Source organism: Rhizobium sp. P32RR-XVIII (assembly GCF_012641395.1).
GTDB lineage: Bacteria > Pseudomonadota > Alphaproteobacteria > Rhizobiales > Rhizobiaceae > Rhizobium.
Genome location: NZ_JABAIH010000008.1, coordinates 120,325 through 143,207 on the forward strand (window position 1 = coordinate 120,325; position 22,883 = coordinate 143,207).

The 22,883-nt window shown below is 61.4% G+C and carries 19 protein-coding genes; 14 read left to right on the forward strand and 5 right to left on the reverse strand.

Annotated elements, in window-relative coordinates; genetic code table 11:
- Positions 1–27 precede the first annotated feature (27 nt).
- The 6 genes from HGP14_RS22085 to HGP14_RS22110 all read left to right on the forward strand — a co-directional run bounded on the left by HGP14_RS22085 (position 28) and on the right by HGP14_RS22110 (position 6,328).
- Positions 28–1,119 carry an LLM class flavin-dependent oxidoreductase gene (locus HGP14_RS22085; RefSeq protein WP_168832186.1) on the forward strand — a complete coding sequence of 364 codons (1,092 nt, stop codon included), beginning with the start codon at positions 28–30 and terminating at the stop codon, positions 1,117–1,119.
- A 93-nt stretch (positions 1,120–1,212) separates the two neighbouring features.
- A complete protein-coding gene (locus tag HGP14_RS22090; protein ID WP_168832031.1) occupies positions 1,213–1,893 on the forward strand; it encodes a GntR family transcriptional regulator in 681 nt (226 codons plus the stop codon).
- 151 nt (positions 1,894–2,044) lie between these two features.
- Complete coding sequence (locus HGP14_RS22095) at positions 2,045–3,328, forward strand: cysteine desulfurase-like protein (RefSeq protein WP_168832032.1); 1,284 nt, start codon at positions 2,045–2,047, stop codon at positions 3,326–3,328.
- A gap of 160 nt (positions 3,329–3,488) precedes the next feature.
- Positions 3,489–4,697, forward strand: coding sequence for a pyridoxal phosphate-dependent aminotransferase (locus HGP14_RS22100; RefSeq protein WP_168832033.1), 1,209 nt, complete (start codon positions 3,489–3,491; stop codon positions 4,695–4,697).
- Positions 4,698–4,777: 80 nt separating this feature from the next.
- Positions 4,778–5,575, forward strand: coding sequence for an ABC transporter substrate-binding protein (locus HGP14_RS22105; protein WP_168832034.1), 798 nt, complete (start codon positions 4,778–4,780; stop codon positions 5,573–5,575).
- A 78-nt stretch (positions 5,576–5,653) separates the two neighbouring features.
- The gene (locus HGP14_RS22110) at positions 5,654–6,328 is read left to right on the forward strand and encodes an amino acid ABC transporter permease (RefSeq protein WP_168832035.1); all 675 of its coding nucleotides are present in this window, start codon (positions 5,654–5,656) and stop codon (positions 6,326–6,328) included.
- 18 nt (positions 6,329–6,346) lie between these two features.
- Here the strand turns inward: HGP14_RS22110 and HGP14_RS22115 are convergent, their stop codons facing one another.
- Together HGP14_RS22115 and HGP14_RS22120 are read right to left on the reverse strand one after the other, a co-directional pair.
- Positions 6,347–6,856, reverse strand: coding sequence for a MarR family winged helix-turn-helix transcriptional regulator (locus tag HGP14_RS22115; RefSeq protein ID WP_168832036.1), 510 nt, complete (start codon positions 6,854–6,856; stop codon positions 6,347–6,349).
- A gap of 89 nt (positions 6,857–6,945) precedes the next feature.
- Complete coding sequence (locus tag HGP14_RS22120) at positions 6,946–8,517, reverse strand: phytoene desaturase family protein (protein ID WP_168832037.1); 1,572 nt, start codon at positions 8,515–8,517, stop codon at positions 6,946–6,948.
- A 323-nt stretch (positions 8,518–8,840) separates the two neighbouring features.
- On the opposite strand from HGP14_RS22120, the gene HGP14_RS22125 reads away from it, so the two are divergent.
- The 3 genes from HGP14_RS22125 (at position 8,841) to HGP14_RS22135 (ending at position 11,855) form a co-directional block, all read left to right on the forward strand.
- Positions 8,841–9,626: a cyclase family protein gene (locus HGP14_RS22125; protein WP_168832038.1), complete on the forward strand. Its 786-nt coding sequence runs from the start codon at positions 8,841–8,843 to the stop codon at positions 9,624–9,626.
- A 113-nt stretch (positions 9,627–9,739) separates the two neighbouring features.
- Complete coding sequence (locus tag HGP14_RS22130) at positions 9,740–11,329, forward strand: NAD(P)/FAD-dependent oxidoreductase (protein ID WP_168832039.1); 1,590 nt, start codon at positions 9,740–9,742, stop codon at positions 11,327–11,329.
- A gap of 19 nt (positions 11,330–11,348) precedes the next feature.
- A complete protein-coding gene (locus HGP14_RS22135; RefSeq protein ID WP_168832040.1) occupies positions 11,349–11,855 on the forward strand; it encodes a MarR family winged helix-turn-helix transcriptional regulator in 507 nt (168 codons plus the stop codon).
- Positions 11,856–11,988: 133 nt separating this feature from the next.
- Here the strand turns inward: HGP14_RS22135 and HGP14_RS22140 are convergent, their stop codons facing one another.
- The 3 genes from HGP14_RS22140 to HGP14_RS22150 form a co-directional block, all read right to left on the reverse strand.
- Positions 11,989–13,302 carry an MFS transporter gene (locus tag HGP14_RS22140; RefSeq protein ID WP_168832041.1) on the reverse strand — a complete coding sequence of 438 codons (1,314 nt, stop codon included), beginning with the start codon at positions 13,300–13,302 and terminating at the stop codon, positions 11,989–11,991.
- Between the two features lie 173 nt (positions 13,303–13,475).
- The gene (locus HGP14_RS22145; protein ID WP_168832042.1) at positions 13,476–15,023 is read right to left on the reverse strand and encodes an indolepyruvate oxidoreductase subunit beta family protein; all 1,548 of its coding nucleotides are present in this window, start codon (positions 15,021–15,023) and stop codon (positions 13,476–13,478) included.
- 11 nt (positions 15,024–15,034) lie between these two features.
- A complete protein-coding gene (locus HGP14_RS22150) occupies positions 15,035–17,188 on the reverse strand; it encodes an indolepyruvate ferredoxin oxidoreductase subunit alpha (protein WP_168832043.1) in 2,154 nt (717 codons plus the stop codon).
- Positions 17,189–17,496: 308 nt separating this feature from the next.
- Here HGP14_RS22150 and HGP14_RS22155 point away from each other — a divergent pair, with 308 nt between their 5' ends.
- The 5 genes from HGP14_RS22155 (at position 17,497) to HGP14_RS22175 (ending at position 22,753) form a co-directional block, all read left to right on the forward strand.
- The gene (locus tag HGP14_RS22155) at positions 17,497–19,032 is read left to right on the forward strand and encodes an ABC transporter substrate-binding protein (RefSeq protein WP_168832044.1); all 1,536 of its coding nucleotides are present in this window, start codon (positions 17,497–17,499) and stop codon (positions 19,030–19,032) included.
- A 135-nt stretch (positions 19,033–19,167) separates the two neighbouring features.
- Entirely contained in the window at positions 19,168–20,175 is a 1,008-nt protein-coding gene (locus tag HGP14_RS22160; protein WP_168832045.1) for an ABC transporter permease, read from the forward strand.
- Positions 20,168–21,055, forward strand: a complete 888-nt coding sequence (locus HGP14_RS22165) for an ABC transporter permease (protein ID WP_168832046.1) — start codon at positions 20,168–20,170, stop codon at positions 21,053–21,055. The genes HGP14_RS22160 and HGP14_RS22165 overlap by 8 nt, the downstream gene beginning before the upstream one ends.
- The gene (locus tag HGP14_RS22170; RefSeq protein WP_168832047.1) at positions 21,052–21,930 is read left to right on the forward strand and encodes an ABC transporter ATP-binding protein; all 879 of its coding nucleotides are present in this window, start codon (positions 21,052–21,054) and stop codon (positions 21,928–21,930) included. Before HGP14_RS22165 ends, HGP14_RS22170 begins: the two co-directional genes overlap by 4 nt.
- Positions 21,923–22,753, forward strand: coding sequence for an ATP-binding cassette domain-containing protein (locus tag HGP14_RS22175; RefSeq protein ID WP_168832048.1), 831 nt, complete (start codon positions 21,923–21,925; stop codon positions 22,751–22,753). The genes HGP14_RS22170 and HGP14_RS22175 overlap by 8 nt, the downstream gene beginning before the upstream one ends.
- Positions 22,754–22,883 lie beyond the last annotated feature (130 nt).

Genomic DNA, 22,883 nt, shown 5'->3' on the forward strand with positions numbered 1-22,883 from the left:
GAAGCTGCTCGACACAGAGGAAGCAGTATCGTGAAGCAGCATCCGCTCAAAGGCGCAAATCGCCTGAAACTCGGCGTTTTTTCTGCGAACGCCGATGGCGGCCTTGCGATCACGGACGTCCCCGAGCGCTGGACCGCGGGCTGGGCCGACAATCTGACGGCTGCTCAGATTGCCGATCGCGCCGGTCTGGAGTTCTTGCTTCCAATCGCCCGCTGGCGTGGATTCGGGGGCAAGAACCGGGTGCGCGAGTGGTCCTTTGAGACGTTCACCTGGGCAGCCGCCCTAGCGGCATCCACCGAGCGGATCGGATTGTTCATGACCGTGCATGTTCCCCTTGTCCACCCGCTCTATGCCGCCAAGGCGCTGGCAACCGTCGATCATGTCAGCGGCGGACGTGCTGGGTTGAATATCGTCTGCGGCTGGAATCCCAAGGAATTCGCGATGTTCGGCACGTCGCTAGTCGAAAAAGGATATGATCAGGCTGACGAATGGCTTCAGGTGCTGGAGCAGGCCTATGCGTCGGATGCGCCGTTCGACTACAACGGGACCTATTACAAGCTGACGCAGGCCATCAGCCGTCCGGCGAGCTTGCAAAGCCCCCGTCCGGTCACGATGAACGCGGCCTTCGGCGGACCGGGGCGGGATTTTGCAGCCAGGAGCTGCGACTACCTGTTCACGACCTTCTCGGAGATCCGCGAAGCAGGAAAACATGTAGCCGACATCCGCGCCCGCGCAGAAGCCAATAAACGCGAGGTCGGCGTATATACGGTGTGCCACGTCGTCTGCCGGGAGACGCAGGCCGAGGCCGACGACTATTATCATCGCTACGCCGTTACACTGGCCGATCACGAGGCGGTCGATGTCCATATGGCCAGCAAGAAGGAGTTCTCGCAATCGCATGACCGCGAGGCTTACGATCGCTATCGTCAGCGCTTTGCCGGTGGTGCCGGCAGCTATCCGCTCGTTGGAACACCGGAGCGCATCGCCGAGGAGATGATCGCCATCTCACAGCAGGGCTACGCCGGTATCGCGCTTTCCTTCGTCAACTATACGCAGGAGCTGCCCTTCTTCTGCGATCGCGTCCTGCCGCTGCTGATACAGGCCGGCTACAGACAGTGAACGATCGGAGGATGCTTGAAGAAGGGTTTCAAGCGCGGATAGGATCGGCCCCTCGGATCAAAACTCCATTGCAAGAAGAATAGGATAGTGCGGATGGCCCTTGGCCCTGTTTCATCGCGGACGACGATCCAGGAGGCAGTTTACCAACAACTGCGCAATGCCCTCATGACCGGTAGGTTTGATCCCGGACAGACGTTGACGATAGCCTCGCTCGCGGAAACATTCGGCACCAGCAACATGCCGGTTCGTGAAGCGCTGCGTCGCCTGGCAGCAGAAAATGCGCTTGAGGTTGCTCCGAACGGCTCGGCGCGCATCCCGCCGGTGACCGCTGCGCGGCTGGACGATCTTGCGCGCGCTCGAATAGCGGTCGAGGGCCTTGCCACCGAGCTCGGCGGCCCGCGGCTGACACCCGTCGACATCGCGCTGCTCGAATCCATTATCAATCAGCAGCATGCCACAGCGCGAGAGAACGTCTACGAACTCATCGAAATGAACCAACGCTTCCACTTCACCATCTATCGTGCGTCGGGATCCGAGGTTCTGTTGCAGCTGATCGACACGCTTTGGCTTCGGCTCGGTCCTTATATGCGCTTGCTCGCGGGCTCCGTCGGTCCGCTGATCAGCAAAGGGGAGCTCGATCCGGCCGGGTTCCACGGTGTTATCATCGAGGCTCTGAAAGCCGGGGATTTCCCCGCTGCTCGCCAAGCCGTCGCAGACGACATCCGACACACGCATGAGATCCTTAGAAATTTCTGCGGCGGAAGTCGCGACTAGCCCTCCCCTAGCCCAGAGATCCGAACCGAGCGTGGTTTGTTTTCCAAAATTAGTTGAACCATCAAATATTTTGTGATCAAATGATCAAACACTGACGCCAGGGCATTCGCATCCGCGACAGTTCCATATCATCGGCATTGCAGGAGCGATTATGAGTGTATCGGTTTCCACGAAGGGCTTCACAGGCCAGAACAGCTTCCCCGTCGACGAAGTCCGCGCCATGTTCCCTGCCATACAGAAGGCGGGAGACTTCATTTTCCTCGATAATGCCGGTGGCGCACAGGTTCCCCAGGCCGTCGTTGACGCCGTTGCGACCCATCTCGTCGACTTCAACGTCCAGCGGATGGCGAAATACCAGCACAGCCAAGGCGTCGACCGCAATCTCGATGAGGCCCGCGAAACTGTCGCGCTCCTCGTCAACGCTTCTCGCCCGGAAGAAATCTCTTTCGGCCTCAACGCGACGTCTTTCATCCGGCTCGTCAGCCTCGGCATCGCCAAGATGCTGCAGGAGCGCAACGAGATCGTCGTTACAGACATGGACCACGACGCCAATATCGCCACCTGGCTTGCGCTTGAAGCGGACGGAGCCAAGGTGGTCTGGTGGCGCATGCGCGAAGACGGGAGGTTGCACGTCGAGGATCTGAAGCCGCTCCTGAACGACAAGACCCGTCTCGTCGCTTGCACGGTCACGGCGCATTCGATCGGCACCATTGTCGACGTTGAAGCCGTGGGCAAGCTCGCACATGCCGCCGGCGCCGAGGTGTTTCTCGATTGCGTCCACTATGGTCCGCATGGCCTGATCGATGTTCAGGCATGGGATTGCGACTATCTGGTTTGCTCCGGATACAAGAATTTCTCCCCGCACATGGGTTTCCTTTGGGGACGCTACGACGCGCTCTGCAAGCTTCCGACATTCAAGGAAGACTTCATCCCTGATGTGCCGCCCTACAAGATCGAAGTCGGGACGTTCACCTACGAGAACGTCGCGGGCATGAATGCTGCCGTGAAGTATCTCGAAGCCCTCGGTCGCCGCTTCCTGTCCGGCACCGGTCATTCGCGCCGCGAGGCGCTGGCGGCTGCGATGGGCGCGATCCGTGAGTACGAATTGACTCTGTCTCGCGAAATGATCGCCGTCCTGAAGAAGCACGGCGCCGTGATCTACGGGATCTCCGACGAAGAGCGGCTTTCCCAACGCGTTCCGACCATTTGCTTCAACATTCCCGGTGTCACGCCGCAGCAGATCGCAGCGGATATGGGAGAGGCCGGCATCGGTTTGCGCGACGGTCATATGTTTGCGCCGCGTTTGATGAAGCGGCTTGGTCTGTCGATGGAGCACGGCGCCATCCGTGTCTCGCTCGTTCACTACAACAAGATGGAGGAAATCGCCCGCTTCGATAAAGTACTGGGCGAGGTTCTTGCAAAGCGGAAAGTCTAGCGGGAAGCCGCTGACCACAAAACCGTCTCGGGCGCTGCGAGACCTTTGAAACTTAAAATTTCTCTTGAATTGCGCCCGAGTTCGAATAACGTTTCCCCGCCGAACGTCGATCCTTGCTTCCGAGCAGCAGGCGTTCGGCCAGAAATGTAAGGACTGATCCTTGTCTTTTTTGGCGTCACCACTTTCCGCGGAAACAGCGAAGGCCCGCCACGCCTTCGAGGGTATCCGCGCACAGATTCGCGACCTCCGAACGGAGAACATCGCAGCGCTGGCGATGCGCGCCCGCGAACTTGGGGATGTCATCCCGCTCTGGTACGGCGAAGGCGATATGGTGACGCCGGCCTTCATCCGCGAGGCTGCCAAGGCGGCGCTGGATGACGGTTTGACCTTTTACATTCCGAACATGCGTGGCCTTGAGGCGTTGAACCAGGCTCTCAGCCGATATCAGTCGGACCTGCACGGCCGACCGATTCCTGTCGAACGGACGACCGTGGCACCGAGCGGCATGCAGGCGCTCTATATTGCCCTGCAGCTTCTCGTCGATGTCGGCACCAACGTCGTCTATGTCGCGCCGCAATGGCCGAACATCCACAATGCGATCCATCTAATTGGCGGCGAGCCACGCCCTGTTTCGCTCGACTTCGATACCGATTGGCGCCTCGATCTCGACAAGCTCTTTGCCGCCTGCGATGCCCGCACGCGGGCAATCTTTTTGTCGACCCCGGCCAATCCCACGGGCTGGACGGCCAGTGCGGACGAGATGCAGGCCCTCCTCGAATTCAGCCGACGCACCGGCATCTGGATCATATCGGACGAAGTCTACGGCCGCCTCTATTTCGAGGGCAATGTCGCGCCCTCGATCCTGCAGATCGCCGACGATACCGATCGTGTAATTTCGATCAACAGCTTCTCCAAGGCCTGGGCGATGACCGGCTGGCGGATCGGCTGGCTCTCTCATCCGTCTGGCATTGCCGATCAGCTTGCGGCCATGACGCAGTATATGAACAGCGGCACGGCGGGGATGATCCAGGCCGGCGCCGTTGCCGCCTTGACCGAAGGTGAACCGCTTGTGGCGGAAATCCGTGGCAAGGCGAAGGCTGGTCTCGATCTCGCCTACGAGCGCCTTGGCCAAATCCCTGGCATGATCCTGCCCGACAAGCCGCGGGGTGGCATGTATGCGTTCTTTGCTCTCGAGGGTCGCGCCGACGCGCGCGAAGCCTGTGCGGATATCCTTGAAAAGGCCCGCGTCGGTTTGGCGCCGGGCCATCTCTTCGGCAATTCTTCCGCGGCGTTCTTGCGCATGTGCGTATTCCGCGACATCGAACAGATAAGAATTGCGCTTGATCGCATGGTCGACGCGATGAAATGACGCTCCGCCGCAGGGCGGAACGGGAAATACCGGCGCCGGCAAAACCCGGCGCAGGCCGATAAACCAGAGGGAGATAAAAAATGAGCCTGACCCGTCGAAACCTGTTGGCCCTTGCGGCCGCCATCGGCCTTGCCGGTGGAATATCCACCGCCTATGCCGCCGATGTCCTGAACGTCGGTTCCTATCCGAGCAACCCCCCTTTCGAATACAAGAACGACAGCGGTGCCTTCGAAGGCTTTGAGGTCGATATTGTCACCGAAGCTGCCAAGCGCGTCGGCCTGAAGCCGGAAATCGCCGACTACGGCTTCCAGGCCCTCTTTGCAGGCACGACTTCGAAGCGGATCGACGTCGCGATTTCCTCGATCACCATTACGCCGGATCGCCTGAAGTCTCAGTCGTTCACGCAGCCCTACTACGACTCCGACATGGGTGTCGCCACCAAGGCTGATAGCACCATCAAGGGGCTTGGCGACCTCAAGGGCAAGACAATTGGCGTGCTCTCCGGCTCGACTGGCGACAAGTGGGTCAAGGACAATGCCGCAGCCAACGGTTTTGGTGACGTCAAGGGCTACAACGCTCAGCAGGAAATGTTCCTGGACCTCGGCGCTGGCCGCGTCGATGCCGTCATCAGCGACATCCCGGGCATGGAGTACCTCTTCGTCAAGATGAAGGGCTTTACCGTCAAGGATCGCATCAAGACCGGCGAACAGTACGGCCTGATGATGTCCAAGGATCACCCGTTGCTCGGGAAGATCAACGGTGCAATCACCGACATGAAGAAGGATGGCACGCTCGCCAAGATCCACAAGAAGTGGTTCGGCAGCGATGCACCGGCCGGTTCGTCAACGATCACCGAACGGCCGATCCCGAAGGCATAAGCTCGCAACCGAGTTTGAATTCGTCATGCCGGCCTCTGGCCGGCGTGATGCCTTACTCTGTACTTGCAAGGAATGCCCATGTCGCTGGTCGAGACCTTCTTCAACGCCGATGTCCTGCTGTCCAGCCTGCCGGCACTCCTTCGCGGTCTGTGGAACACGCTCCTGCTCGGACTTCTTGCGATCGCCGTCGGCGTTCCCGCCGGGCTGGTCGTCAGCCTGATCCGGCTTTACGCGCCAAAGCCGTTTCGCCTGCTGACGACGATCTACATCGACGTCTTTCGCGCGGTTCCCGTGCTTGTGGTTCTGATCCTGATCTACTATGCGCTGCCGTTCCTCGGCATCCGCCTCTCGTCCTGGGCTTCGGCGGTTCTTGCCTTCTCGATCGTCATGGCCGCCTATTCGGCCGAAATCTTCCGCTCCGGCATCGAAAGCGTCCCGCGCGGCCAGTTCGAAGCGGCGGCCGCTCTCGGCATTCCCTTCCTGGTAACGCTGCGCAAGGTCATTCTGCCACAGGCGCTGCGCATCGTCATTCCGCCGACCACCAGCAACTGCGTTTCGATGTTCAAGGATACCTCGCTCGCCTCGACGGTGGCGCTGCCGGAACTGCTCAAAGAAGCAACCGACGCGCAGGCGCTCTATGCCAACCCGACGCCGCTGATCGGCGCAGCACTGGTCTATATCATATTCCTGTGGCCGATGGTTCGGTTGGTCAGCCTGCTAGAGAAGCGCTTCCAGGCTGAAAAGACCCGCTGAGCCGCCACGGCGTATCGGCTAGTCGAAGTCCGCGCCGGAAAGATGGTTGCTGACGGAAGCCTTGACAGCTCCGATCCGGGACCAGAGGGCTGCGACGTCCGCCGGGTCGAGATCGGCCATCATATCGCGCACCCAGCTCTCGTGAGCGGCGGCCATGGTGGCGAAAAGGTCATCCCCCTTGGCTGTCAGCTTGGCAACGGTCACGCGGCGATCGTCGTCCGGGGTCTCGCGAACGACGAGGCCATCTGCCTCAAGCCGCTCCACCAACCCGGTTACATTGCCGTTGGTCACCATCGTGCGCTTGGACAATTCGCCAAGGCGAAGCCCGCTATGCTCGCGGTAGAGCTGGGCCATCAGATCGAACTGCGGCAGGGTTGCGCCGAACTCGTTTCGCAGGCGCCGGCGAACCTCCTGCGAGATGAGTTTCGTCGTGGAAAGCATGCGCAGCCAGAGCCTAAGCTCCTGCTTTTCATGGGCTCCCTGAACGATCGTCTCCAGGTCGACGGTATCGACGTCCGCCTCTGCCATTTCACTCCGCTCGAACCGTTCTAAACAAGTCTCGATGGTCTATGCATCAATATTTGAAATGTCAAAGGAATAGCTTTCGGCAAACGCCGCTATCGCCGGGAAAGCATCTTCGCAAGCATGAAACCGGAACCGGCGCCCGTGCCGGCGCCCGGCCAAGTCGAGGCGCCGCACATATAGAGCGACTTCACCGGCGTGGCATAGCGCGAGTAGCCGGCAACCGGACGGAAGATGAAGTTCTGGTCGAGGTGATGGCTCCCCGATAAATTGTCGCCGCCGATCAGGTTCGGGTTCTCACGCTCAAGGTCCGTCGGCGAGAATATTGCACGTCCAAGCACCTTCGACCGTAGCCCCGGCGCATAGCGCTCGATAATGTCGAGAGCGCGCTCGGCATAGGCTTCCTTCGCATCATCCCAATTCCGGGCGGTGATTTCTCCCGCGGCGTCGCCATGGAATTCTGCCGGCAGAACACGCACCTGCACCCAAAGGACATGCTTGCCCTCCGGCGCGCGGGTCGGATCGATCGCGGTTGGCTGGCCGACGACCAGCACGGGCTCGGTCGGGAGTAGTCCGGCGGCGGCCTCGGCATAGACGCGCGACATCATTTCGAGGTCCGGCGCCACGTGAACATAGGCGAAGCGCTTGAGTGCCTCGCCCGCACGCCAGTCGGGCAAATCCTCGAGTGCAAGGTGGATCATCATCGTTCCCGGCCCGGCGCGGAACTGACCGACCTTGCGATCAAAATCGGCGCGCGCCTCGTCGGCCGCAACGAGGCGACCAAACAGGATCTTGAGATGAATGTTGGCGATCACCGCTTTCTGCGCTTCCAGGATACGCCCGTCCGCCAGCGCGACGCCGGTCGCCCGGCCCCCGGACACTCTGATGCTCTCGACCGGAGCGTTAAGGATCAACTCCCCGCCTTTTGCCGTGAGAAGGCTTGTCATCGCTGTGATGATCGTGTCGGCACCGCCCTTGCCGATCACCATGCCGAACGCCTGGCTTGCCATCGATTCAAGATAGGGAAACAAGGCCCCGCCGGCGACGTCAGGGGGAAAGTCGAGGTGCAGCCCCCAGGCGGCCATCATCGTCTTGAGCTTCACATGCTTGAACCGCGCGTCGAGAAAATCGCGCGGCGAGGCAAAGAGAAGCCGCAGCGTATCATAGAGCCATCCGGTTCCCTTCTGCCGCCATGCCTTCCAGACAACCTTGGCGGCCGCCAGGGACGGCATAGGTGCCCCGAGAAGACCGAAAATATGGGGCGCATCGGAGCCGAATTCCGCAAGCATTGCCCGCCAGGCGACAGCGTCCGCCGACGAAAGCGCTGCAATACCCGCACTGGTCTTTTCGAGATCGGAACTGACGCCAAGGAAGGTATCGTCGCGAAACACGGTTGCAAAACAATCGGCAGCGGGCACGAAAGCAAGGCCGTGCGCCGTCAGCGCGTCCTTATATTCGGCAAAGAAGGCGGAGCCGGCAAACATGGAGAGGTTCATGGCGGCAACATCGTGGCGGAAACCAGCAACGGTCAGCTCGCGCGTCTTGACGGCGCCGCCCGCCTCCGCCTTGGCCTCGACCACAGCAACTTTCCATCCCTTCGCCGCCAGGTGGACCGCCGCTGCAAGTCCATTGTGGCCGGCGCCGACCACCACTGCATCGTAGCTCATGCTTGAACCCCTTGTTTAATTCACTTTTTTATTCGCACATGCATACATCTTCGAAGAGCCTGTTCAAGGGTTTGCGGGGCCAGGATGTAAGTACTGGCGACCTGGTCGAACGTCCTAAGATGCCTGGCCTCAGGCAGAAATACCTTGTTCTTTGCCGCGTCTGAGCATGCACCGGGCATATCGCTTTCGCTGGCTCCAAATACTTGCAATATCATATTTCGTAACATAGGCTCCCTTCATCCAGTCGCTGCGGGCAATAGACAAGAAGCCTCAAAAGCCCTTTGCACTGTCGCGCTGGCATCTCGCCAAGGGGAACCCTGAAAATGTCTTCTACCGCTCTTTCCAACCTCGCAACCGCACTCATCTCCGGCGCCGTGAAGGTCGTCGATCTTACCGCGCCACTCGGCCCCGACACGCCGGTGCTCTACCTGCCGCCGCAGTTCGGCAAGAACACCCCATCCGTCAAGGTGCACACCATTTCGCACTACGATCAGGACGGTCCGTTCTGGGCCTGGAACTGGCTGGAACTGGGCGAGCACACCGGCACGCATTTCGATGCGCCCTGCCACTGGATCACCGGCAAGGACAACCCTAACAACACCACAGACACCATCCCGCCGCAGAATTTCGTGGCGCCGGTCAATGTCATCGACCGCTCCAAGGAAGCCGCGGCCGATGCTGATTATCTCCTGACTGTCGACAGCATCAAGCAGTGGGAAGCCGAGCACGGCGAGATCGAGGCTGGCACCTGGGTTCTGCTGCGCACCGACTGGTACAAGCGCAACGGCTCGACCGAAGCCTTCCTCAACGCCGACGAAAACGGGCCGCACTCGCCCGGCCCGACCGCCGAGGCGATCCAGTATTTGGTCGACAAGGGTGTCATCGGCTGGGGCCAGGAAACCATCGGCACCGACGCCGGTTCGGCCGGGGGCATGAACCCGCCCTTCCCGGCGCACAACCTGATGCACAAGAACAATCGCTACGGCCTTGCCAGCCTCAGCAACCTCGACCAGCTGCCCGCCAAGGGCGCCGTGCTGATCGCTGCACCGCTGAAGTTCGTCAAGGGCACCGGCTCGCCGGTACGCGCGCTGGCGCTGATCGCTAAGTGATCTTACTAGGCCGGGTCGCCGAAGCGCCCCGGCCTTTCTTTTGGCGCGACTACGCATGTCCCTTCAATCGCGTCCGCTTTCAAGGGTTATTCACTACTGGAACGCCACCGCCGATGAGCGATTATGACTATATTATCGTAGGCAGCGGCATCAACGCGCTGGTCGCCGCCGCCATGCTCGGCAAGAAGGGCCGCAAGGTCCTTGTCCTGGAGCGCAACGACCGCGTCGGCGGGTGCCTGCGCACGGAAGAGATCACCGCGCCCGGCTTCCTCCACGACGTCATGGCGACGACCATGGTGCTCTTCCTGACCTCGCCCGCCTACGGCACGCTCGGCAAGGATCTGGAGGCACGTGGGCTTGAATTCGCGCATGCCGACCTGCCGACTGGCGTGCTCAAGCCGGATGGCGCGCACGTCATCTTTTCAAAGGACCGCAAGCGCAACATCGCGACCTTTGAAGCCCTTTCGCCCGAAGACGGAAAGGCTTATGCGCGCGACATGGACAGGCTCGGCGCGGACGCGCCGTTCCTGTTTGCTCTGCTCGGCGGCGCGCTCTGGTCCGGGACAACGCTGAAGACCATTGCAAAACAGGGCTGGGGCCGCGGCCTGCGCGACCTTGCCGCCTGGTTCGGCGAGGCGCTGGCGCCCGCCCGCGGCTATCTCGAAACCAATTACCAGTCGGACGACATCCGGGCGCTTTGGGCGCCCTGGGTGCTGCACTGCGGCCTCGGGCCGGAAAGCGCCTACTCGGCGGAAATGCTGAGGGTCATCGGCTTTGCCATCGAACTTGCCGGCTGCCCGGTCGCCAAGGGCGGGGCCGCGTCGCTGACCGCCGCCTTCGAGCGGCTGATCGCCGATCAGGGCGGAGAGATCCGCACCGGCGCCGAGGTCGAGCGCGTCGTTCCTGGCCCCGGAAATCGCGCAGGCGGTGTCCGGCTCGCGAACGGCGAGACATGGCGCGCCAAGAGCGGCGTCATCTGCTCGACCACGCCGAACCAACTTTACGGACGTTTGACACAAGATTGGCCCACCCCCTTGCCGGAAACCGTCAACGAAGGCGTTGCCCGCTATCGTTACGGCAAGGGCAACATGCAGATCCACTACGCGCTTTCCGAGCCGCCGCGCTGGAAGGCCAATCCCGAGCTCGCCAAGGTTGCCCTCCTGCATCTGACTACCGGTCTCGACGGGGTGTCGCGCGCCAGCAACGAATGCGAGCGCAGCCTGCTGCCGGCCGAACCTTCCGTCTGCGTCGGACAGCCGGCCTCCTTCGATCCGAGCCGCGCGCCTGAGGGTAAATCAATCCTGTGGTTGCAGCTTCCCGAAGCGCCGCGGTTTCTCAAGGGCGATGCCGCCGGCGAAATCGAAACGCCGGCCGACGGATGCTGGAACGAAACGGTGCGCGAGCGCTACGCCGATCGCGTGGAGGCGCTGCTGTCGCGCCATATCGAGAATTTCGATAGCATCAAGATCAAGCGCCGCGCCTATTCTCCGGCCGATCTCGAGGCGATGAACATGAACCTCGTCGGCGGCGACCCGTATGGCGGCTTCTGCGGGATCGACCAGTTTTTCCTGTGGCGGCCCTTCAAGTCTTCTGTTAACCACCGCACCCACATTTCGGGACTGTACCACATCGGCGCCTCGACCCATCCCGGCCCGGGACTTAGCGGCGGATCAGGGTTCCTTCTCGCATCCTCCCTGACATAAGGAAAACCTAGGAGAAACCATGGCGGAGCGCTTTTCGGGCACGGTACTGAGACGCAAGCAGGACGGCTACGAAACACGGCCGGCCATGGGTGAAATCGGGCTCAACCATTTCGCCCCCTACCTCATGAACCGGATCATGACTCGCTGGAATGCCAACATGGCCGAGGAGCTCAAGCAGCATGATATCACCACCGCCAAGATGAGGGCGCTGGCGGTCTTGGCCGTATCCACCTCCGTCACCATCAACGAACTCTCCATCTTTGCCGTTACCGAACAGTCGACGATGAGCCGCACCCTGGATTCGCTCGAAGAGCAGGGCTACATCCGCCGCCAGCCGCGGCCCGAGGACATGCGCGTCCGCGACGTGTCTATCACCGAGGAAGGCCGTGCTGTCTTTGAGAAGATCTGGCCGACGATGTACGACCTCTTCCTGCAGATGTTCGATGGCGTCGACGAAAGCGAATATCGCGTGTTCATCTCGACGCTGCACAAGGTGCTGCACAATATCCGCAAGCACGAGATCTGACGGCCGTCCCGCCGGCAGGCGCTACAACCGTAACGGGCCGAATGCGGCAGCCGGCTCAAAGTGAAAACCGCGCATCTTTCGACGCGCGGCTTTCCAAATGCGTGACCTGTGGCGAGCTGAGCTCGTTTTTCGATCAGTCCGCCCTTTTGGCAGGAATGAGGAGCGTAGCTAGTGCCGCGACCAGTGCTACGCCGGCAAAGACATAGAAGTTCCACTGAGGCCCGACGTTGAGGCTGGCGATATAGCCGCCGAGCAACGGTCCACTGAGCGCGCCGATACGGGCAAAGCTCAAGGCCCAGCCCGTGCCCGCCGCGCGGACGAAAGGCTTCAGATGCGAGGCGAGATAGCCGGTCAGAACCAGCGATGCCGACACCGTGCCGAAACCGGCGATGGCGACGAAGGTATAGTTCAGCCAGATCGAGCTCTGGAAGGCCATGGCGGCGATACCGAAAGCCCCGGCAATGTAGGCCAGCGCGACGGTACGCCGCGGACCGAAGCGGTCAGCCCACTTCCCGAGCACGATGCCGCCGATCGCCGACGTAAAGCTGAAAACGGCCAGGAACAGCAAGGCATCACCGAGATCGTAACCGCTCTTGCGCATGATCTGCGGCAGCCACTGTGCGAGGCCGTAGACCAAGAGAAGACCGGAGAACAGCGCCACCCAGAAGCAGATGGTCATGAAGGCGTTGCGCGGCGCGAAGATCTCGCCGAGAACTTCCCGCCAGCCGGTCTTGGCCCCCGGCTTCTGCACGGTCGCCGGTACTTCGACGCCCAGGCGCGCGGCAAGCTTGCGCGCGGCTTCATTGCGCTTCTGACCGACGAGGTAATCCAGGGATTCCGGCAGTAGCCAGGCGAGAAGCGGCACGAAGACGAGCGGCGCGGCACCGACCAGCACGACGGCGCGCCAGCCGTGATCGGCCACCAGCTCGCGACCGACGAGAGCAGCGGCGAGGATACCCAGCGAATAGCCGGAATACATGATGCCGTAGTTGAGGCTCTTTCGGCTCGACGGCGAGTATTCGACGGTGAGTGCGGCCGCCACCGGGATGATCCCGCCAAGCCCGAGACCGGCGACGAAGCGGCTGACCGCAAACCAGGCTGGCGTCGGCGACCAGGCGGTCACCATCATGCAAGCGGCAAACAGTGTCAGGCACATCAGGAACATCGGTTTGCGGCCATATACGTCGCTGAGAGTTGAAATGACGATCCCGCCGATCAGCATGCCGAACAGCGTGTAGCTGCCCATCGCGCCGAGCTGTATCGGCGTAAGATTCCAGGCGGTGTCGGCTGCCAGCGACGGCAGAATGGCCCCGAGAACGCCGACGTCATACCCTTCTGCAAAGATCGCGATCCAGCAGAGCAGGACCACGAGCAGACTTTTGCCAGGAGAAATCTCTTTTGCGCCATGGGCTTTCGCTCCGGCGCCTACTCCCTTGAGACTATCCATGCAACCTCCCCTTTTTGAAAAACCGGATTCCGCTCCCATGCATGAACCGGCGCCGGACGCAGCTCAAAGGCGCGACCGCGGCGGTATGAATATATTAATTTTAAGCTTAAAGCAATAATTTTAGGCTTAAACTATTTACCTAGAAGCCCGCGTGAGACCGAGGCAGAAAGGGTTCAGAGCGTCGCCACCGTCTTCAATGCACCGTCGAGCGCAATGCCGCTCTCATCGAGCAGTGCTGCCTGTCGCAGCCGCCGCATCCAGGCTTCGCCGTCCTCGCGATCGCGCAGCATCGTGAGCGCCGACATGACGCGGTCGAATTTCGACAGCCCGCGAGCATGCGTATCGGAATACCCCTTCACCAGCCGGCGATTGTTCAGCACCTCGACGGCAAGAGCGTAGTTGGTGGCGAGGAGACCGGTTGCGGCCGCGAGCCAGGCTTCGCGGTGCTCCGTCTCGCGCATGTGACGCAGCGTACCGCGACGCGTCTTCCGCAGCGCCGAAACCGCGTAGAGGCTGAGAAACCAGAAGAGCGTGCCGGTCTTCACGCGCCGCCCTTTGTTGACCATGCGGTCGAGCCGGTTGAACAGCGACGGCCGCTTTTCGATCCACAGGCCCCACGCCTTCGGCAGCGTGCCGCAGATTTCCTCCATGCGCGGATGCATGTATTCCGTCATGTAGAGGATCTGGTCCGATCTGACGCCGACTTCCTTGCGCACGCGCTCGAAACGCGAACCGCGAACCTTGAGGTCGGCAACGCGAATGACGTCGTCATAGGCCATGGCGACAGCCACGTACTTCGCCGCCTGCGTGGTAAAGGCGAAACCCTTTGCCTCGCCGCCCGCCTTACGGTCGAGCGCGCGCAATGCGGCAACGCGATCCAGATATTCGCCGGCATAGGCGGGATCCTGGAAATCGGTGAGCTTTTTGACGCCGGCAAAGAGCAGCGGCCTTGCCTGTTCCGGAAACTCGGCGCGAATGCGGTTGACCAGCCGGTCGAGATCCGGATGCCCCGCCGTTTCCGGCAGCGCGTCCAGACGCTTGTGCGGCGTTGCGGATACGGCATCGTTGGGCTTGCCGGAGGTGCATTCGAAGGCCGCGTTGAAGGCCTTCAGGCTGGCCTCGATCCCCTTGCCGCCGGCGCGGATGGTCGCTTCGAAAGCCTCCTTGCCGAAAGGCAATGCACCGGATCCGGCGAGCGCCCCGAACATCGAGGCGGAAATCACGCTGCCATTGCTGGTCGCCAGCGTCTCCATGTCGAAAGCGATGATGCGCTTGGCGGCGAAATCGGTGGCATCGGTGACGACAACAGGATTGGCCGTGCCGTCGCCGGGCTTTTCCTTTTCGCCGACCGCAAACGATCTATGCGTGGAGGCGATCAGCGTCGTCTTGTCCGGAGTGACGAGCCCGCGCAGCACCGAACGGCCGGCTTCCATCAGTTCGGCGGCAAGCACGATGTCGACATCACCCGGCGTCGGCATCAGCGAGAAGATCGGTGCGTGGCCGTCGCGGGCCGGCAGCATTTCCAGATAGTAGATGGTGGCGCCGGTGCGCTGAGCCACTCCGGGGACCGACGTCGTCTGCGCCATCCAACCCTGCTCTTCCGCAAGCGCCACGATCCAGTCTGCAAGCACGCCGCCGCCCTGCCCGCCCATGGCGAGGATAGCGACGGAAATAGGCTTGTCGGTCGAAAGACGCTCGTTGAGGCTCACTTGTTCGTTCACAGTCGCGCTCCTCAATCGGCGAAGACGATGCGGCTTGCCTGGCGGCGCGCCTGCAGCCAGCCGATGACGCGGCTGCGCATGCGTGCGACAAAGCGATCCCAGCCCGTCGGGTTATGAATGACATCGGCGCGATAGAACGACGGACAGAGGACGGCCGCTTCCGCCACCTCGCCGCAATTGCCGCAGCCGACGCACGTGTTGTCGACCGCCGCGACCGGATCGTCCTTCAGCGGATCATCAGTATGCTTGACCGACAGCGACGGACAACCGGAAAGCCGGATACAGGCGTGATCGCCGGTACACACATCCTCGTCGACGCCGAAGCGCTCCTTGACCATGCGCTTGCCGTCCTTCACCGCCTTGGCGAATTGCGGCTTCACGCGGCGCTGCTTGTTGAGCATGCATTCCGACGAGGCGACGATGATCTTCGGGCCTGGCTCCTTCGTCGTCAGCGCCTCGCGCAACGTGTCCCGTATCTTGGCGACGTCGTAGGTGCGGTCGATCTGGCGTACCCAGGTTGCGCCAATCCCCTTCACCGCGTTGACGATGGAATTATTGGTCTTGCGCCGCGGGTTCAGCGCACGCGACGACATGATGTCCTGTCCGCCGGTTGCAGCAGAATAATAGTTGTCCACGACGAGAATGACGCCGTCCTGCTTGTTGAAGACGGCGTTGCCGACCGAGGTCGCAAGGCCATTGTGCCAGAAGCCGCCGTCGCCCATGACCGAAATGGAACGCTTGTCCGCTTCCACGTTGAAGGCGGAAGCCGAGGCCGGACCGAGCCCATAGCCCATCGTCGTACCGCCGATGTTGAAGGGGGGCAGGATCGAGAACAGATGACAGCCTATGTCGGCCGAGACGTGGTGTTCGCCCAGCTCCTTTTCGACCAGCTTCATGGCCGCGAAGATCGGCCGCTCGGGACAGCCGGTGCAGAAGCCCGCCGGACGTGGCGGCACGACTTCGGCAAGGGCCTTGACCTTCGGATCGTTGAGAACAGGCGTCGGATCGGGGATGGGCGGCTGGTTGCCGAGCAGGAGGCGCTGATGCATCTCGATGAAGGTCTTGATGCCCTTGACCAGCACCGGTGCCGTGTACTCGCCGCCCATCGGCAGCACGTCCTTGCCCGACACCTTCGTCTGGATGTCGCGGCGGCGCAGGATGGTGTTGAGCGACTGCTCGATATATTCGGGCGCGCCCTCCTCGACCATCAGCACCGCCTTCTTGCCCGCACAGAACTCGGCCACCTGGTCGTCGATCAGCGGATAGGCAACGTTCAGCACGTAGAGCGGAATGGAGGAATTGCCGTAGACGTCGGCAAGGCCGAGCTGCTGAAGCGCGCGCATGACGCCGTTGTAGGCGCCGCCAAGCAGGATGATACCGACCTCGCCCTCCGACGGGCCGAAATATTCATTGAGCTTACGGCTCTTGATGAACTCGACGGCGGCCGGCCAGCGCTTCTCCAGCTTCTCCTTCTCGTGCAGGAAGGAGGCCGGCGGCAGAACGATACGGTTGACGTCGCGCACCGGATTTTCGAGCGCCTGCTTCAACGTGAATTCGGGGCGCTTGTTGTTCTTGGCCTCGAACTGCCCATGCATGTGACAGCTGCGGATGCCGACCTGCAGCATGACGGGCGTATTGGAGGCTTCCGACAGTTCGAAGCCGGTTTCCACGGCGTCCACGATCGAGGGCAGATTCGGCCGCGGATTGAGGAGCCACAGTTGCGACTTCATCGCATAGGCATGGCTGCGCTCCTGCATGATCGAGGAGCCTTCGCCATAGTCCTCGCCGATGATGATGAGAGCGCCGCCCGTCACGCCGCCGGAGGAGAGATTGGAAAGCGCATCCGAGGCAACGTTCGTTCCGGCCGTCGACTTCCAGGTGACCGCTCCGCGCAGCGGATACATCACCGAAGCGGAAAGCATGGCGGCGGCGGCCGCTTCAGACGCCGAAGTCTCAAAATGAACGCCCAGATCCTCCATCACGTCCTTGGCATCGGCAAGCACGTCCATCAAATGCGAGATGGGCGATCCCTGATAGCCGCCGACATAGGATACACCGGATTGCAGGAGGGCTTTGGTGATTGCGAGGATGCCTTCGCCGCGGAAGATTTCTCCTTCCCCCCGCTTCAGATCCTCGACTTCACGCGCAAACGAGCGTTCGGCCATGGCATTCCCCTCCGTCCATGCGGACTGCTTTTATATTCATTTGCAAAAGCATATTTCGGCTGACGCAGCACTGTCAATCAGCAAATGCTTGCCCAGCTGACACCTTTGTAGGCTCGCGCCGACGCACCCAATGAGTAGCGCCCATCAATATATGCTACAGCATATGATTGAGGGATTGTCCAAGCTTCAGCAAAATGCTTGCCGGTTCGCATTACTTATTTTAAGGTTGAAACATTCCGATAATAAATTGCCAGCGGCAGCCGAGGCCGGTGCAAAGCCTCCTTCCGCTAACAGGGGAACGGAAAACTATGACGACACTTACTCGGCGCGAGGCATTGAGCCTCGGCGCAGCAACTTTCATTACTGGGATTCTCGCAGGTCGAAATATCGTCTCTGCTGCCGAAAACGGCACGCTGACGATAGCCTTCAACGTCAACCTGCCATCCTTCGATCCCACGACCGGCCCATCGGCGGTCAATCCGAGCATCCAGGCCATTTATCGGTCGATCTTTGACCAATACATCGGCCAAGGGCCGGACCTGAAGTTTCAACCTGGCCTGCTGACGGACTGGGGCTGGAACGAGGACAAAACCAAGGTCTGGATGGATGTCCGCGAAGGCGTTACCTGGCACGATGGCTCGCCGTTTACCCCGGAAGACGTCGTCTGGTCGCTGACGCGTGCGGCTGACCAGAAGGGTGGCAATCCGATCTCCTTCATCTGGTCGACGGCCGGCAATTACAAGATTGACGGCAAGCGCATCACCGGCGATGTGCTGCGCTTCGAGCCGACCTACTTCAAGTGGATGGCGTTTCTTACCGGCTACGTCCTGCCCAAAGCCTATTATGAGAAGGTCGGGGCCGAAGGCTTCGAGAAGAAGCCGATCGGCACCGGCCCCTACATGGTCGATGCCTATGAGGGCAACGCCTTCCTGCGCCTCAAGGCAAACCCGAACTACTTCGGCGGCAAGCCGGCCTTCGACACGGTCGTCTTCAAGTTCGTGCCCGATACGACAAGCCGCGTTGCTGAAATCGAATCCGGATCTTCCGACCTCACGCTCGAGATTCCCTACGAGGATTTCGATCGCCTGAAGAAGAAGTCTGGACTTGCCGGCGTCGCAACACCGATCTCAGATATCGGCATGATATTCATCAACAACATCGACGTGATGCTGGACAAGAACGTGCGTCTGGCGGCTCACCACGCGATCGACAAGAAGGCGATCGTTGGCCGCCTGCTGCGCGGCTACGGTGTGCCGATCGACACGCTGGAGGCACCGGAGTACGACGCCTTTGATCCGTCGATCGTCGTCGGCTTCGATGCTGAGAAGGCGAAGAAGCTGCTCGCCGCGTCCGGTTACTCGTCGGCAAAGCCGGCCAAGTTCAAGATCCAGACGACGCGAGGCTTCAAGCCCAAGGATTACGAGATGATCCAGGCGATCGTCGGCATGTGGCGCAAGGTCGGCATCGAGGCGGATATCGAGGTTTACGAAATCGCCAAGCACTACGAGCTGCGCGCTGCCGACACTCTGGCGCCGGCCGCCTTCTACAACTGGGGCAACGCGATCGGCGATCCGACCACATCGACGGGCTTTGCAATGTTTGGCCCCTCGCCGCATTCGGTCTGGAACACCGACGATCTCGACAACATGATCGGACCGCTCTGGGGCGAAAAGGACGAGGCAAAGCGAATTGCGGGTTGGAAGGCCGTCAGCAAGTATATTGCCGAAGAGGGCTACGTGATCCCGCTTCTGCAATACGCCCAGCCGATCGTTTACAAGTCGAGCCTCAAGGTGACCCCGAACGTTTCGGGCGCCTTGCAGCCGATACTGGTCGCCAAGGCGTAAACCTGCTTCCAACCGGATGATGAATCCGGCTCCGGGCGGGTTGAAAGGCCCGTCCGCATTCCGAAATGGCATCCTTTGCAGGCGCTGCTGCCGCAACCTCGCGGCAACTCAACGTCCTGCGAGAAATATGAGCTGATGATAGCGCTTTCTATCTTCAATCGCGTCGTCATGGCCGCCGTCACTTTGTTCGGCGTCGCCCTGATCGTGTTCGTCCTGTTGCGTGTCGTCCCTGGGGATCCGATCGCCATGATGATTTCGCCGGGTGCGAGCGACGCGGATGTTGCCGCCTTACGCGCACATTATGGTCTTGACGCGAGTCTGCCGGTACAGTTCGACCTATGGCTGAAGGCCATGATGGCTGGTGACTTCGGCACCTCGATATCCCTCAAACGCAGCGTACTCGACCTGCTTGGCGAGCGCCTGCCGGCAACGCTTGAGCTCGCCATTGCGGCCCTTTTCGTGGCGGTCGGATTGGGGGCGGCGATCGCGGTCGTCGGCACCTTGCTGCGGCACGGCCCATTCGAACCAATCATCGACGCCCTGAACGGTCTCTTTCTGGCCGTTCCGGACTTCGTCTGGGCCCTGGCCCTCGTCCTGGTGCTCGGCGTCTTCTATCCGCTGTTTCCGCTTTCCGGCCGCATCGACCCGACGATCGACATGCAGTTCGCCACACCGTTCTATCTCATCGAAAGCCTGGTCCGGCTGCGGTTTGCGGTGTTCGGCGATGTCGTCGCGCACATGGTGATGCCGGTTCTGGCGCTTGGGCTGCCGCTTGCCGCGATCATAGCCCGCGTCCTCAAGGCGGCATTGTCCGAAGCGATGGTCCAGGACTACATCCTGCTCGCACGGCTGAAAGGCATGTCGGAGCTTCGTCTTGTACTGCAGGAGGCGCTGCGCAATGCAATCGGCCCGACCATTGCACTGACCGGCGTCCAATTCACCTTTCTCATCGGCGGCACCGTCATCGTCGAGCGCATCTTCTCCTATCCCGGCATCGGCAACATGGCGATCGACGCCGTCATCAACCGCGACCTGCCCTTGATCCAAGGGCTGGTGCTGGTGTTCGGGGTGCTGTTCATTCTGGTCAACCTGCTTGTCGACCTGCTCGTCGCCGCGTTCAATCCGAGGCTGCGCCATGGTTGATATCGTGTCTCACCCGGTCCATCCAACGGCAGCCCAGTGGCGGCTCCGCGCTCTTCTGGCCCAGCCAAAGGTCGTCCTCGGCGGCGCCTTCATCCTCATTCTCATCGTCCTTGCAATCTTCTCGCCCTGGATCGCGCCAAAAGATCCGCTCGAACAGGATCTGATGCTCGGCACCCTGCCGCCCGCCTGGATCGACGGGGCCGAGCCCGGTTATTATCTCGGCACCGACGATCTCGGCCGCGACGTGCTCTCGCGTCTGATCTTCGGCACCCGCATCGCGCTGCTCGTTGCCTTCGTCGCAGCAACGCTCGCGGCGGTGATCGGTACCTTTCTAGGCCTTGTCGCCGGCTGGTACGGCGGCTGGGCGGACCGGGTCATTTCGCGCCTCGTCGACATATGGATGGCGTTCCCGCCGGTCCTGCTGTCAATCCTTCTCGTCGCTGTTTTCGGCGCCGGCGTTCACTCGGTCATTGCCGCCATCGTCATCATCGATTGGACGCGGTTCTGTCGCGTTGTCCGATCCGAGACGAAAGCTCAGGCGCAGATGGACTATGTGACCGCCGCGCAAACCATCGGCTTTCCGCGTGCTCGCATCCTCTTCTCCGAGATATTGCCCAATGTCGCGCCTGTCCTTATCGCGCTCGTCAGCCTGGAAATGGGCATTGCGGTGATCGTCGAGGCAATCCTGTCCTTCGTCGGTCTTTCCGTCTCTTCGGACACACCGACCTGGGGTGGCATGATCGCAGCCGGCCGGCAGATGATCTATCAGGGCTGGTGGGTCATGGTCGCGCCTCTGGTCGCACTGTTCGCCACGGTCCTTGCGTTCAATCAATTGGGCGACGGCCTGCGCCGAGCCCTTGATCCGGTGATGCGCCGATGAGCACCGGTCCTCTCCTCTCCATAACCGGGCTGGCGGCTGTTTCCGATCGCGACGATGGTGCTCCCATCCTCAGGGACGTATCGCTGAGGCTGGCGCGCGGCGAAGTGCTGGGTCTCGTCGGCGAAAGCGGCGCCGGCAAATCAACCATTGCAAAGGCCTTGCTCGGCATCCTGCCGCGCACCGTTCGTGTCACTGGCGGCTCCGTTCTGTTCGAGGGTCGCGATCTGTTGACCCTTCCTCCAAAGGCCTTGCGGCGGATCATGGGAAGCGAGATCGCGCTCATTCCGCAGGATCCGCAAACAGCGCTCAATCCGGGCCGGCGTATTGAGGCGCAGCTGACCGACGGCCTCAGAATGGCGCGGGGGATGTCTGGGCGGCAAGCGCATGCACGTGCGATTGCGCTCCTGGAGGAGGTGCATATCAGCGATCCCGAGCGTGTACTCAAGGCCTATCCGCATGAGCTTTCCGGGGGCATGCGCCAGCGCGTGCTGATTGCCGCCGCCTTTGCGCTCGAACCCAAGCTCGTCGTTGCCGACGAACCGACGACGGCACTCGATGTGACCGTGCAGAAGCAGATCCTGCGTCTGATCCGCGGAATGCAGGACAAGCACGGGACGGCTGTCATCTTCGTGACGCACGACCTCGGCGTCGTCGCGCAGATCTGCGATCATGTGACCCTGCTCTATGCTGGCAAGGTCATCGAGGCCGGGTCGACGGCCGATGTGCTCGACCGCCCGGTTCATGCCTATACGAAGGCTCTTCTTGCGGCGAGCCCGCGCTATGATCGGCCGGACGCCGGGCTGACGCCTGTTCCGCAGGCCGTATTCGACCAGTTGCGGCGGGAAATCGGAACAGATACGAGGCCCCATGTCTGACGTACTGCTGACGGCATCCGGCATCGAAGTCACCTATGGCGCGACCCGCGGGCTGCTGGGCAAACCCGGTGGCGGCCGCAAGGTGCTGCATGGCGTCGACATTGGCATCAGGCGCGGTGAAACGATCGGCATCGTTGGTGAATCCGGCTCCGGCAAGACAACGCTGGGACGCAGCCTTTTGCGGCTCATCAACGTCTCGGCCGGCACCATTCATTTCGACGGGATTGACATCACCCGGATGCCTGACGCTGCGCTTCGGCCGCTGCGCAGCCGCATGCAGATGATCTTTCAGGATCCGATGGCATCGCTCAATCCGCGCCACACGATCCGGCGCATTCTCGTCGAGCCACTGCTGCTGCACCATCTGGCAGACGACGCGAAAGCCGCCGAACGGCGGGTCGCCGCGATCTTCGAGCGCTTCATGTTGCCGACCGCCTGCCTCGACCGCAATCCGCATGAGCTGTCGGGCGGCCAGCGCCAGCGCGTCGGCATTGCCCGCGCTGCACTGCTTGAACCGGACTTCGTGCTGGCCGACGAGATCGTTTCGGGACTCGATGTCTCGACGCAGGCACAGGTCCTCAACCTGATGAAGGAACTCTCGCGGGATCTCGGCCTGTCCATGGCATTCATCAGCCACGATCTGTCGGTGATCCGCGCGGTCTGTGACAGGGTCTATGTGATGTGCGACGGTCGCGTGGTCGAGCAAGGATCCTGCGATCGCGTCTTCTCGGCACCCGAGCACGCCTACACCCGCGCCTTGCTGGATGCCATCCCTCTGCCGCGCATCGAACCCGGCTGGCTGAACCGGGTCGCCGAGGTGTAACGGTTCGGCAACTCAAGGATTCGAGCGGCGGTGGGCGGCGGCAATCAGCAACGACGCGCGGATGTCTCGCCCTGTAACAATAGCCACGAGCCGACCGCCTACAAGAACATAGTGGATTTAAAGCTTGACG

Excerpts from the sequence above, each read along its gene's own strand:
- HGP14_RS22135 (WP_168832040.1), top strand. The coding sequence starts at position 11,349 with ATGGCGGAGCGCTTTTCGGGCACGGTACTGAGACGCAAGCAGGACGGC.
- HGP14_RS22155 (WP_168832044.1), top strand. The coding sequence starts at position 17,497 with ATGACGACACTTACTCGGCGCGAGGCATTGAGCCTCGGCGCAGCAACT.
- HGP14_RS22120 (WP_168832037.1), bottom strand. The coding sequence starts at position 8,517 with ATGAGCTACGATGCAGTGGTGGTCGGCGCCGGCCACAATGGACTTGCA.
- HGP14_RS22110 (WP_168832035.1), top strand. The coding sequence starts at position 5,654 with ATGTCGCTGGTCGAGACCTTCTTCAACGCCGATGTCCTGCTGTCCAGC.
- HGP14_RS22140 (WP_168832041.1), bottom strand. The coding sequence starts at position 13,302 with ATGGATAGTCTCAAGGGAGTAGGCGCCGGAGCGAAAGCCCATGGCGCA.
- HGP14_RS22125 (WP_168832038.1), top strand. The coding sequence starts at position 8,841 with ATGTCTTCTACCGCTCTTTCCAACCTCGCAACCGCACTCATCTCCGGC.
- HGP14_RS22170 (WP_168832047.1), top strand. The coding sequence starts at position 21,052 with ATGAGCACCGGTCCTCTCCTCTCCATAACCGGGCTGGCGGCTGTTTCC.
- HGP14_RS22130 (WP_168832039.1), top strand. The coding sequence starts at position 9,740 with ATGAGCGATTATGACTATATTATCGTAGGCAGCGGCATCAACGCGCTG.
- HGP14_RS22160 (WP_168832045.1), top strand. The coding sequence starts at position 19,168 with ATGATAGCGCTTTCTATCTTCAATCGCGTCGTCATGGCCGCCGTCACT.
- HGP14_RS22175 (WP_168832048.1), top strand. The coding sequence starts at position 21,923 with ATGTCTGACGTACTGCTGACGGCATCCGGCATCGAAGTCACCTATGGC.
- HGP14_RS22165 (WP_168832046.1), top strand. The coding sequence starts at position 20,168 with ATGGTTGATATCGTGTCTCACCCGGTCCATCCAACGGCAGCCCAGTGG.
- HGP14_RS22105 (WP_168832034.1), top strand. The coding sequence starts at position 4,778 with ATGAGCCTGACCCGTCGAAACCTGTTGGCCCTTGCGGCCGCCATCGGC.
- HGP14_RS22095 (WP_168832032.1), top strand. The coding sequence starts at position 2,045 with ATGAGTGTATCGGTTTCCACGAAGGGCTTCACAGGCCAGAACAGCTTC.
- HGP14_RS22115 (WP_168832036.1), bottom strand. The coding sequence starts at position 6,856 with ATGGCAGAGGCGGACGTCGATACCGTCGACCTGGAGACGATCGTTCAG.
- HGP14_RS22150 (WP_168832043.1), bottom strand. The coding sequence starts at position 17,188 with ATGGCCGAACGCTCGTTTGCGCGTGAAGTCGAGGATCTGAAGCGGGGG.
- HGP14_RS22090 (WP_168832031.1), top strand. The coding sequence starts at position 1,213 with ATGGCCCTTGGCCCTGTTTCATCGCGGACGACGATCCAGGAGGCAGTT.